This is a genomic window from Longibacter sp., from assembly GCF_051155795.1.
GTDB lineage: Bacteria > Bacteroidota > Rhodothermia > Rhodothermales > Salinibacteraceae > Longibacter.
On sequence record NZ_DAXETW010000178.1, the window covers coordinates 1 to 11,779 of the forward strand.

General features: G+C 63.3%; 8 protein-coding genes. 4 read left to right on the forward strand and 4 right to left on the reverse strand.

Features of this window, described 5'->3' with window-relative positions:
* Positions 1–189 precede the first annotated feature (189 nt).
* Positions 190–2,022 (forward strand): DEAD/DEAH box helicase, encoded by a 1,833-nt coding sequence (locus ACFCU0_RS16275; protein WP_434974741.1) that lies wholly within the window; start codon positions 190–192, stop codon positions 2,020–2,022.
* Between the two features lie 72 nt (positions 2,023–2,094).
* Here ACFCU0_RS16275 and ACFCU0_RS16280 read toward each other — a convergent pair whose 3' ends face one another.
* Positions 2,095–3,024, reverse strand: coding sequence for a DUF5996 family protein (locus ACFCU0_RS16280; protein ID WP_434974742.1), 930 nt, complete (start codon positions 3,022–3,024; stop codon positions 2,095–2,097).
* A gap of 355 nt (positions 3,025–3,379) precedes the next feature.
* Here ACFCU0_RS16280 and ACFCU0_RS16285 point away from each other — a divergent pair, with 355 nt between their 5' ends.
* A complete protein-coding gene (locus ACFCU0_RS16285; protein ID WP_434974743.1) occupies positions 3,380–3,706 on the forward strand; it encodes a Smr/MutS family protein in 327 nt (108 codons plus the stop codon).
* Positions 3,707–3,800: 94 nt separating this feature from the next.
* Here ACFCU0_RS16285 and ACFCU0_RS16290 read toward each other — a convergent pair whose 3' ends face one another.
* Positions 3,801–4,430, reverse strand: coding sequence for a GNAT family N-acetyltransferase (locus ACFCU0_RS16290; RefSeq protein ID WP_434974744.1), 630 nt, complete (start codon positions 4,428–4,430; stop codon positions 3,801–3,803).
* A 176-nt stretch (positions 4,431–4,606) separates the two neighbouring features.
* Between ACFCU0_RS16290 and ACFCU0_RS16295 the strand changes: the two genes are divergently transcribed.
* Both ACFCU0_RS16295 and ACFCU0_RS16300 read left to right on the forward strand, forming a co-directional pair.
* Positions 4,607–5,311, forward strand: coding sequence for a gamma-glutamyl-gamma-aminobutyrate hydrolase family protein (locus ACFCU0_RS16295; protein WP_434974745.1), 705 nt, complete (start codon positions 4,607–4,609; stop codon positions 5,309–5,311).
* Positions 5,312–5,464: 153 nt separating this feature from the next.
* A complete protein-coding gene (locus ACFCU0_RS16300; protein WP_434974746.1) occupies positions 5,465–7,291 on the forward strand; it encodes a hypothetical protein in 1,827 nt (608 codons plus the stop codon).
* A gap of 136 nt (positions 7,292–7,427) precedes the next feature.
* Here ACFCU0_RS16300 and ppk1 read toward each other — a convergent pair whose 3' ends face one another.
* Both ppk1 and dnaG read right to left on the reverse strand, forming a co-directional pair.
* Positions 7,428–9,848 (reverse strand): polyphosphate kinase 1, encoded by a 2,421-nt coding sequence (gene ppk1, locus ACFCU0_RS16305; RefSeq protein ID WP_434974747.1) that lies wholly within the window; start codon positions 9,846–9,848, stop codon positions 7,428–7,430.
* Between the two features lie 171 nt (positions 9,849–10,019).
* The coding region (dnaG, locus tag ACFCU0_RS16310) for a DNA primase (protein ID WP_434974748.1) at positions 10,020–11,779 on the reverse strand (1,760 nt) is incomplete at its 5' end.

Below are 11,779 nucleotides of genomic sequence, written 5' to 3' on the forward strand. Positions count from 1 at the left end.
AAAGCGTCATGTTGAACCCTTTACCGTCTGCTGCCCCGTACCGTACCTTTGTGGAACGCGCTGGAGACACCTTGCGGTAGGCTGCGACCTTGATCGCAGTCTCCGTGCCGGGCGTCGAACCGTCGAGCAGATGGCCCAGCCTGCGCGATCTCTACTCTGCCGTGTCGAAGTGACTGCCCCCCTCGCTGCATGAACGCGTCGACCCCGTCCGAAGCATCCCGTTCGTCCGAGACCGAAACGCCTGCGGCCGAAACGCCTGCGGCCGAAAGCGTCCGTCCCGCTGCCGAAATCCCCGGCATCGACCCGGCCCCCGGCTTTTCCTTCCGCGACGGACAGCACGTCTTTCTGGATCGACTCGCTGAGGCTTACGACCAGGGCCGGCGCGACCATCTCGGCGTATTCGTTCCCGGATATGGAAAGACGCTGACAGCGCTCGGCTCGTTTGCCGTCGCCCGGTCGATGGGCATCTGCGACCGGCTGGTCGTGTTCGTACCCCGGGGAAACCTGCGCGACCAGTACGCCGACCCGGAAGAGATGGCGCGCATGCTACAGTGGATCGGCCAGCCCCCCCTCCCCTTTTGCGTCGCCGACAGCAGCCGGGTCTACCTCAAGAATGCGAACATCCCGATCGTCATTGCGACGTACCAGTACGCCTGCGGCGATTCCGGCAATCGGGACCTGAAGCGCTACTGCAAGCAGGGTCGCCCCCTCTTCGTGCTCGACGAGATTCACCACCTGCCGGAAGAAGGAGCGTGGTCGGCGGCCGTGGACAACCTCCCGTACAACTCGCTCGTCGGCCTCTCCGGCACGCCGATCCGGAGCGACGGCCAGCCGCTCTTCGGCGTGCCCCACGATACCGTCACCCGCGAAGACGGATCGGAGGACCAGTTCTACCGGGCGCTCCACGAGGTCACGTTGCGCCAGGCACACGCCGAGGGAGGAATCCTGAAGCGGGTCGAAGCACACGTGATCGACTACTCCATCACGATGGTCGAGGAAGACTCGGGGCGCGAGGTAGAGTTCACGCTGGCCGAGCTGAAAGACATCAAACGGGAAGATGCGGACATCGACCGCTACTTCGCGCGCCGGCGGCTACGCTTCCACGACGTGTACCTTGATTCGCTTCTCGGCCCGGCCGTCGCGCGATTCCAGTCCAAGCGTGCCCAGATGAAAGGCACGCTTCGGTCCAGGGACGGCGGCGGGCGGAATCATCAGATGCTCGTGATTTGCATGAGCAATCGCCATGCGGCGGAGGTGCTCGACTTTATGCAACGACGCTATGGGTGGCTCTCCTCCACCCGAATCGGCCAGGATGTGGCGTCGGATGAGCGGGAGAAACGGCTGGAGGCATACCGCAACGGCGAGTACGATGTGATGGTGCAGGTCGACATGATCGGCGAGGGGACGGACATCAAAACGATCAGCGTGATCGCCAAACTGGATCTCGTCAGCGCGAAGTCGAAAACCCTGCAGCAGATTTTCCGAGGGATGCGGTATTATTCCCCCTGGAGCGAAGAGACCAACGTATGTGACGTTTACACCAGTGGCGACCTGGGGCTGGAGCAGACGCTGGACTGGGTGACCCGGGAGGTGCAGGAAGGCATTCGGACGCGGAAGGAGAAATCTCCGCCCAAGGATCCGGCCGAGCCGAAGAGCCCGTCCGAACGTTCCCGGTGGGCGGTCACGTCCGTTAGCGAGAGCCAGTTCGAGACACACCGGCTCGAGTTGAATCGCCGCGGTACGGACTCTGCCCTGCACGTGAGCCGCCAACCGTACGAGCGCCCGGAGCCGTCCACGATGGACGTATCCGCCCGTGAGGAGGAACTGCGCAAGGAGCTGTCCGAAGACGCCACCGAGCTGGCCTACCTGCTGCAGGACCGGGGCAAGGACGTCTCCATCCGCGACGTCCACGCCGCCGCGAAGCGACGCTTCAATGTTGCGCAGTCGGACATGAGTATTCAGCAACTCGAGAAGAAAAAGAAGTGGCTGCGCCGGTGCAAGATGATGAAGAAACTCGTATGAGGCTTCTGTGCACCGGGACTTCCCCCCGGGCGGCGTCCATTGGCCGGCTGGCGTACTTCACGCTAGCCCGCGTCACGTTTTGGTCCCGGCACCGTGCGCCGATCCGGTTCTGACGAGGCCGTCGGGCCAGTCCGCGCGCTGTGCACCGGCTTCGTACGTGGACGTAAGGAACGCGGTGAGCGCCGCCTCCGGGTCTTCGGCCGTTCGTACGGCATCGTACGAAAGAAAGGCCAGTGTCCCCGAGTCGCCGGTTCGCCACGCTGCACCGTTCGGGCGAACGCGCTCGTCTGAAAGACCGTCCGGTTCGGGATACGTGTAGGAGTAAAAGCCGGCTTCCGGCGTCGTATCGTCCCCGGCCCAGAAGCCGAAGGAGATCACTTCATGCGAGTAGGCTTCCTGCGTCACCGGATCGGCCTCCGGCAACGCCGGCGCCTCTCGTCCGGAGAAGCGCGTGTACGCCAGATCGAGACTGTGCCAGAACAGGTGTACGGGCGTGTCTTTCCCGACCCATCGCCCCTGGAATTGCTGAAATACGGGCTGAATCTGCGTCATGGCCGTCCAGAACCGGCGCACGGCGTCGCCGTCGTACGCATCATGTTCGGTATCCTCGTCGAAAGGGAGCGTGCTGGGCGCATCGAAGGGTCGCGGCGCAGCGATCGGATTCGAGATCTGTAGCCGCTTCAAGGCCCCGACCATGTCCCGGTAGAACGCCTGAATCGTCTGCCCGTCGCGAACCGACACGGTCTGTCTTTTACCGTCCGACGTCCTCAGCGCAACGACATCATCGAGCACGTCGAACTCGATCTCGAGAAGGCGCCCGCCCGGACCGGGCATGGCCCCGGTTGTCATGCCGCGAGCCGACACATACAGTGGCACGTGCCACCAGTGATTGCGGCCGGGTCGGAGCGCCATGCGGATTTTCCCCAGAATCTGGAGCCGCAGATGCAGGGCGATCCGCGTCGGGATCCAGGACTCGTACGGGAGCGGCGGAAGTCGCGTCATGGCGGTCATGGATAGTCTCTGGTCGCAGAAAATGTCCGTAGAAGGGATGGAGGCGCCGGGGAGGCCGCGGCGGCCTGTCGTCCGCTCTCCTGGGTGTCTGTGAACGTACGAAGCTTGGATGGACCGAACAAGCCACTATGGATGACCCCTGGGTGTGCCATCACCGGGCGCGCCGAAAACCGCGTGGAAAGAGACGCACCGTGGCTCCGGCGGGCACGGTCCCGCAGCGCGCGTCGAGCACCGTCGCGTCTGCCCTCCGGGCGCAGGTGTCGTCTGCGATTCCAGCGGGAAACTGCCTGCCATGCCACGGTTACAACGGAGCGTCCCGCACCCCCGCCCTCTTTATTTGTTCGAGATGCCTGGACCCCGCCTCGATGACGACGGCTCGACTGTCACGTTAGACCTGCACGGGTTAACCGTGGACGAAGCGATCGATGTGACATACGACACGTTGCGCCTCGCGCAGGATCGGGGCCGCGCGAGTCTTAAAATCATCCACGGCTCGTCGACCAGCGGCCCGGGCCGTCGCACCATCAAGTCCGCGCTTTACGAACGTCTGGAACGCGGCATGCTCGTGGGCGGTCATGTCCACGTGATGAAGAAGCGCAGTTCGATCACGCTGTCGCTCGATATCACCGCGCCCACCGACCCCACGCGGATTCAACTTCTCGACGTTTGGTAGCGGACCGATCGGGTCGGGCGCTACCTCGGCCGGTGCTATCCCAGCGGGCGACGCAGATGCACTGTGCGCGCATGCCTCGTGTTGCCCGATCCGTCTACGCCCCGGTCTCGAGCGCCGCGTTCACGGCCTGCCAGGCCCAGCGCAAACGTTCGTGTGCAACGGAGTCCGGGAAGTCCTCGGCGCAGGTATATACCGGAAGGTCGATTTCCACGACCCCGGCGTGTACCCTTTCTCGCGCATCACCCAGGCTGCGCAGGTAGTCCAGGAACTCGTCGTTATCCTGCATCACGTAGGCCCGAAACGCGCGGACGCCATGGTCGTGGGCATGACGGCTCAGCGCCGCCATCAGAAGGGCGCCGACGCCATGCCGCTGGTACCGATCGATCACCAGCAGGGCCGCCTCCGCGACCGTCGGATCCTCCTCCAGGCGAACATAGCGAGCGGCCCCGATCCCCGGCTCCGCAGGGTTACCCGCATCCACGGCGCCGAGCGCGACGTGCCGTTCGCCGTCCACTTCTGTCAGATAGCGAAGCTGAGACTCGTTGGGCGTGAACCGCGGCGTAAAGAAGCGATGGTACGACGTCTCGTTCGAGATCTGGCGCAGCCCTTCCAGGACCCGTTCCCGGTCGGCACGCGTGATCGGACGAATCCGCACGCGTACACCTCGGGCTTCAACGACGATGGGAAGCCGGAACGGGGGGAGACCGGATATAACCGTAGACATTTGATCGGTGCCGTATCGGAAGGTCTGGCGGATGCCTGGCGGCGAGAATGGCGCAACCGGCGAGGTTCAGGCAACAATCCAAGCGTGATGGAAGTGTAAAAAACACAGCGCGGAATACTTTCACCCGGCTTGGTTGGTGAATCTACACAACGGATTGCTCACGAGCACACCCCACCATGGCGCCTCGAATCGGAATTACCCCTTCATTTGTAGACGGGGAGCAGCGGCTGCGGCGAGAGTATGTGGTCGCAATCGAGGAAGCGGGCGGGTTACCGTGTCCGTGCCCGATGGTGAGCGCGGTAGAAACACGAGAGGCCTTCGCCGAGGGACTCGATGGGCTCGTCGTTACCGGTGGTCCGGCCGTCGACGACGGTCTCGTTGGTACCCTTCCCAACGATCTCGGGACGACGGACCCGGTCCGTTCCAGCGCCGATCGGAACTGGATTGACCTCTGCGACGCCGCTGAAATGCCGATTCTGGGCATCTGTTACGGGATGCAGCTCCTGAACGCACGCGCCGGCGGAACGATTTACGGCGACGTCGAAGCGGAAATCGACGGGGCGCTGACGCACAGCCAGAAGCGAGGCGCCCACCAGCACCTGATTCGTATCGAACGCGGGTCTAAGCTCTTTCGCGCGCTTCAGACCGACCGGCTGTCCGTGAACACGCGCCACCTGCAGGCGATCGCGTCTCTCGGTAACGGATTCCGAGCGGTGGCCCACGCCGCCGATGGCGTCATCGAAGCCATCGAACACGAGAACGGCAGGATTCTTGGCCTTCAGTTCCATCCCGAGCGAATGCGGGAGACGATGATGCCTCTCTTTCGTATGTTTGTAGAACAGGCACGCTCAACCCGGCAGGCGTCCGCCGCCCCGCCATGAGCCTGTGCCCCATTCGCTTGACCTTCGGTATCAGGCCCCGCGCTGTGACCGCCCCGGTCAGCCCGCGTTTTCACCCACGTGCTCTCTCCCGGCATAGCGGCCTGGCATTGCCTGCCTTGCTGCCCCCTTCGCACGAACGCCGCCGATCGCATCATGCCCCGCCCTCCGACTCCCCCTACGCGCCACGCCGAACCGCGGCACATTGTCGCGGCAACCATCGTCCTGTTGCTCGGCACCGGCATCGGGATGACCGTCTCCGGCCATCTTCAAACGATGGCGCAAGAGGTGATCGGCACCCTCCGTCCTGTGGTTGTCAGCACGTCGCCGGACACCAGCTCCCTCGTGCCGCCGCGACGCTTCACGCTACGCGACCTTCCGACACACCCGGACGCGGTCCACAGCTCGTACTTCGCCCCGGAGATGTACGCCAGTGCCGGCGTTACGCCCCGGGACCGACGCCACGAAATCCATGAGGACTTCCGCGCGCTGATCGACCTGTTCGAGAAGCGTCAGGGCGTGGATGACAACTTCACCATCCGCGTGACGCGGGATGACACCCACGAGCTGCTCGAGGTCTACGTGCTGAAAGAAGACCGGCGCCGGTTCCAAAACGGCACCGACGTAGACTGGCCGACGATCGATGCGAAACGCCGCGTTCATACGCGTCGACTCGTCGACAAGTGGGAGAACCGCGGGGTGCCGCGCGAGGAGATTACCGTCAAGTGGGGACGAGCCAATCAGATTGACGCGGCACATGAGCGCGACCGGCCGTTCCTGGCATACGAACTGCGTCTCACGAACTACCTCGGGCTCAGTCTCCTCCCCACAGAGATCGGCACCGTCGAGACCTTTAATCGGGACGACATGGTCTCGCACGTCGGTGCCCGCAGCCGATACCAAATGATGCCGTTCATCCTGCGGCGAAGCGGTGTTCACCGCTACAACCTGCGCACAGAGGAAGGATCCTGGGTCCAGGTTGCTGAGGACCGGCACCCGCTGCTGACAATGGAACCGGCCTTCCGGCTGCTGCGCGGATACGTGAACGCGGTTGGACACGAGATACCGGGAATTTCCGCGTACCACACGGGTCCGGGCAACATTTACAAGCTCTACCGCAAGTTCTTCACGCAGTCGGGCGCCTTCGACTCGCGGTCGACCGTGATGGATGCATACATGTGGGCCATCACCGACGGCTTTGAAACCGTTCGGGAGAACTCGACCTTCGGCCCGTACTCTCGCGGCTACGTGGCTTCCGCGTACGGATCCCTCCGGGCGATCGATAATCGACCGATCGACCTCTCCAATACAATGCGCGCCGAGCGCGTGCAGCTGAAGCCTGGCGCATCCCTGATGCTGTCGGACATTCTGTCGGCCCTTCAGCGTTCGACCAACGCACTCAACTGGAGCCTCGTTAGTGACCGACCAAACCTGTACGAGCGGTTCCGCGGACTCAACCCGCACCTGGATCTGGCGCCCTCCGAAGATGGAGAGCTCTCCCCGAGCGACAACGTCCGGTTCGTGTCAAGTGTCGACGGGAAAGCCGTTCGCTTCTTCCTCCCGACGGGCGGTGTCGACGCCCTCGAGCAGGCCGGCGTTGATGCCCTCGACGAGCACGCCACCTTCCGTTTCGACGACGAGACCTACCAGCTACCGTCGGAGAGCGAGCGCACCGTGTGGGACCGGCGCTACGATAATCTGGTTAGCGACATCAAGGAGTTCGGCTTCACAACCGACAACCGCGACCGGCTTCTGAAAATCTACGACGCCTTCGAGCGTCTCGCCGAAGAGTCGCCGACGCACTACCGTCAGACGCAGCTAGATATCATTCAGACCCACCGCCGCATCTGGCTCTCGAACCCGTGGGACTCTCTGGCGGAGGCTGCGACGCTCGCCACGGGGAAGATGCGCATGCGACCGCAGCCTCCGGAAACGCTGGATACCCACCCGCTGGACGATTACACACGGTCGCTCGACGACTGACACGGGACGACGGACTACCATCGTCACCCAGCCGACAACGCCGGCGACAGAGCAATCTGGCCGGCGTTTTCGCATGGACGCCCGACACGGCGACGAATCGCCGCTGCCCGTGATAGATCGACGGGCCGGCTGCCGCCTATATCGCGCCGTAGTCTTCTCTCCGGGACTGCGCGTACTGCATCAAGCGCTCCTGGTACCCGAGTTTATCGTCGTCCGGTGTGCGCTGCACGTAGCGTCCGTCGGGCTGCAGCTCCCACGCGGTTCCTGGATCGCTTACAGCATGCTCCAATGTGCGAACGATGCGCCGACGCTGCTTCTCGTCCGTGATCGGGACGGCTGCCTCCACCCGATCGTCGAGGCGACTTCGCTGCCAGTCCGCGCTGCCGATGAAGACCCTGGGATCGCCGTTGTTGTGGAAGTAAAATGCACGATCGTGCTCGAGAAAGCGACCCACGATACTGACGACCCGGATCGTATCGCTGTAGCCCTCAAGGCCCGGCCGCAAACGACAGTGGCTACGGACCGCCAGATCAATCTGCACCCCGGCCTGCGACGCACGGTACAGCTCGCTGATGATGCGGGAATCGCCCAACTCGTTCATCTTCGCCATAATGCGACCCGTTCCATGCGCCTTCTGATGCTCGATTTCTTGGCGAATCAACTGCAGAAAATGATCGCGCATATCTTGAGGGGCTACGATCATCTCCCGGTACGACTGCTCGGGCGCGTATCCGGTCAGGTAGTGAAACAGATTCGTCAGGTCGTAGCCGATGTTGCGGTCGCACGTCAACAGACCGTAGTCCGTGTACTGCCGGGCCGTCTGGGTATTGTAGTTCCCGGTAGAAATGTGGACGTAGGTGCGTAAGCCGTCGTCCTCCCGGCGGACGACGAGAGCAGCCTGCGCGTGGGTTTTGAGACCGACGAGGCCGTACGCGACGTGCACACCGGCATCCTCGAGCTTGCGGCCCCAGGCGATATTCTTTTCCTCGTCAAATCGGGCCTTCACCTCCACGAGCACGGCAACCTGCTTGCCGCTCTCGGCGGCGTCGATCAAGGCATCTACGATCGGAGAGTCCTCCGACGTGCGGTAGAGCGTTTGCTTGATGGCGAGGACTTTTGGATCCGCCGCGGCGTCTTCGATGAAGCGCTGGACGCTCTCCTCAAACGAGTCGTACGGATGATGCACCAGCAGATCGTTTTCGCGGATGACGGAAAAGATGTCGTTGGCGTCCCGACCCACCCCGCGGCGCAAGCGCGGCGGCGTAAGCGGCGTCCACTTTGAAAAACGCAGCGCTTTGTGATACCGATCATCGGGGACGTGCAGGTCGGCGAGCACACGAACGTCCGTGAAGTCGATGATCCCGTCTGCGACGTACACGTCTTCGGGGCCGATCGACAGTTTCTCCATCAGAAACGACCGTACCGATTCCGGCATGTCGTGGTCGACCTCCAGCCGCACGACGGGCGCAAAGCGGCGCTCTCGCAGGCGTTCGGAGATCATCTCGATGAGATCGTCCGCCTCCTCCTCATCGCGGCGGACGTCGGCATTGCGCGTCACGCGGAACGCGTACACGCCTTCCACCTCCATCCCCTGAAACAGCTCGTCGACGTGGTGCGCGATGACCTGTTCGATGGGCACGAAGTGGAGAGGCTCGTCGAGGGAGAGCCACCGGGCGCGGCTGGTCGGCACCTTCACCCGCGCAAAGTGCTGCGTCCCTCGGTCCGGATGGCGCAGAAGCACGGCCAGGGACAGGCTCATGTTGGAGATGAACGGGAACGGGCGTCCCGGATCCACCGCCAGCGGCGTCAAAATGGGGAAGATATTTTTGCGGAAATACGCCGCCAGCTTTTCCTTCTGCGGTGCCTCGAGGTCGTCGTAATCCTGCACTCGAAGCCCGATTTCCTCTTCCAGTTCGGGCTCCAGTTGCTTCCACGTGTGGCCCAGCGCGCTGTACATGGGCCGGACACCGCGGACGATGTGAGCCAGCTGTTCCTCAGGAGTCCGTCCGTCTGGCGACAGGCTGGTGACGCCCGCTGCCGCTTGACGCTTCAGTCCACCGATCCGTTTGCGGATGAATCCGTCCAGGTTCTGCGCGGTGATGCTCAGGAAACGAAGACGCTCCAGGAGCGGCGTCCGGCGATCGCGCGCCATCTGCAGAACACGCCAGTTGAAATCGAGCCAGCTCAGCTCACGGTTAAAGAAGAGGCTCGGGTGGATAACGTCCGCACCTTCCGGCACACGCTGTGGCTGGACGGCACGCGACAGCGGACTGCCGGCGGGCGCGGCGGAATCAAACGGCTGATGCGCGGCCGAGACGGCCGAATCGGGGACGGCCGAATCCGGAGCGGCGGGAGACGCGGACTCACCGCGACGCTCTGCTTCCGCATCTCCGGCGGAATGGACACGCTCGTCCGCGGTCGGAGACGTCGACGCCTCGGCCGACGATATGTCGGCAGACGCGGGGGGCGACGAGCCGTCCCCCTGAGCCGTCGATTCCGACGAAGAGGTCGCATCAGGAGCCTGAGAATCGGTCGGGCGATTGGAGTCGGAAGCCATGTGCGGTCGCGTGTAGAGAGCGTACGCTGAAAGCGTGGAGGACATCGGAAACGTCGAGCAACTGCGACGGGTCCACGACCGGCAAATCGTCATACCTGGATGATCCGCCGGACGGGGATACACTCGTCCGACCGGATACCGCACCGAAACGGCGTTGGGCGGCGAGCCGATCTACTCCCAGTCGAGAAACTCCCGGCGCTTGATCCGCTTCCTCATTTCATAGAGCTGCATCATTTCCTTCTGGAGCTCCCCGAAGTTCTCGGTTCCTTCGGATCGCGAGGCTTCGAACATTTTCTCCTTCTGCCGGGTGATCGCATCGTCGACGCGATCGAGTTTGAGCAGCGTCATGGCGCTGGCACCGGCCTCGTAGGGCTCCTGGTTGAAGCGGGGAACTGTGATGTTCTGTCTCTGCCGCCAGTTTTCCGACGGCGTGTATTTGTCGACCATCACGGAGGCCGCCAGGTTCTGAAGCTCGTCCCCGAATTCGCCGTCGGTGATGCGACTCGGCTTGACGGCGTCGTTTCCGTACATGTCGATAAACACGTCCACCATGTCGCGGGCCGGCCCCTCGGTGAACTCCCCGAGCGACATATTGCCGAGAATGAACTCCACCATGGGCGTTCCCTGGTCGAGCATCAGCCGGAGAAGCACTTTTTCCTCGGGTAGCGGTCCGCGCCGGGCAGAGACGTTCGTTGCGTCCTGCTCATCGGTGTCATTGAATCCCTCATCACCGCTGTCATCGTCCCGATAGTCAGCATCCGTATGCGGCGGCGGGCGGTCTCCCTCCGGCGACCCGGTTGCCGTCTGGCCCTGCCGGGGTACCGACGATGCGCCCGGCTCCTGGACCGTGGTGCCAGCGGTGGATCCCCGCCGGTTCTGCTGGCGACGCTGCTGTCGGCGGGCGCGGCGCTGCTCCTGCTCTTGCACCCTGGCCACCTCCGTCTCCAGCATACGGAAAAGGTCGCTGTCGGGCACGTTCAGGACGTCGCTCGTCCGCCGAACATATTCTCGCCGCAGGTTGCGATCCGGAATCTTTGCAATCGCTTGAATGATCTCCTGCTGCACCTCCACCCGATCCTCCGGGGTGTCAAATCGTCCCTCCCGCCGGGCTCGGCGATACGCAAACTTCGGAAGGTCCTGGCGATGCTCCTCGATGTAGGTCGCAAACGTTTCTGCGTCCTCAGATCGAACGAAGGAGTCCGGATCCTCGCCATCCGGCAGCTCGACGGCGTAGGCCCCCATTCCATTCTGTAGCACGAGGTTCATCCCTCGAACGGCCGCTCGGGAGCCCGCCTCATCGGCGTCGTAGAGGAGCACGATTCGCTTGGCATACCGGTCCAGGGTCTCCACCTGCCCCGCCGTCAGGGCCGTTCCGCTGGAGGCGACAACGTTCTCAACCCCAGCCTGATACAACGAGATCACGTCTGTGTAGCCCTCAACCATGAGGACCTCTTCCTCACTCCGAATCGCTTGCTTGGCCTGCCGGAGACCGTAGAGCACGCGGCTCTTGTCGTAGACCTCCGTTTCCGGAGAGTTGATGTACTTGGGCTGATCGGCGTCGGCGTCGAGAATCCGACCGGCAAAGCCGAGGACCTTCCCGACGTGTGACAGGATCGGAAAGATGACGCGGCCCCGGTACCGATCGTAGTACCCGCTGCCATCCTTTCGTTCAATGATCAGCCCCGCCCGATGCAGGATCTCTTCGTCAATCTGCTCATCCTCGGCTGCCGACAACAGTCCATCCCACCGATCGGGCGCCCAACCGACCCCGAACCGGGCGATCGTCCGGTCGAGGAAGCCGCGGTCGTGCATGTACTCCAGTGCGCGGTAGCCGCCGTTTGAATCCGTCAACTGGTTGTAATACCAGCGCGCCGCCCACCGGAGGGCATGGAAAATGGCTTCTCGATCGTTGGCGGCGTCCGGGTTCACCT

Coding starts and splice junctions, on each gene's coding strand:
- ppk1 (WP_434974747.1), bottom strand. CDS start 9,848: ATGGCTTCCGACTCCAATCGCCCGACCGATTCTCAGGCTCCTGATGCG.
- ACFCU0_RS16275 (WP_434974741.1), top strand. CDS start 190: ATGAACGCGTCGACCCCGTCCGAAGCATCCCGTTCGTCCGAGACCGAA.
- ACFCU0_RS16290 (WP_434974744.1), bottom strand. CDS start 4,430: ATGTCTACGGTTATATCCGGTCTCCCCCCGTTCCGGCTTCCCATCGTC.
- ACFCU0_RS16295 (WP_434974745.1), top strand. CDS start 4,607: ATGGCGCCTCGAATCGGAATTACCCCTTCATTTGTAGACGGGGAGCAG.
- ACFCU0_RS16285 (WP_434974743.1), top strand. CDS start 3,380: ATGCCTGGACCCCGCCTCGATGACGACGGCTCGACTGTCACGTTAGAC.
- ACFCU0_RS16300 (WP_434974746.1), top strand. CDS start 5,465: ATGCCCCGCCCTCCGACTCCCCCTACGCGCCACGCCGAACCGCGGCAC.
- ACFCU0_RS16280 (WP_434974742.1), bottom strand. CDS start 3,024: ATGACGCGACTTCCGCCGCTCCCGTACGAGTCCTGGATCCCGACGCGG.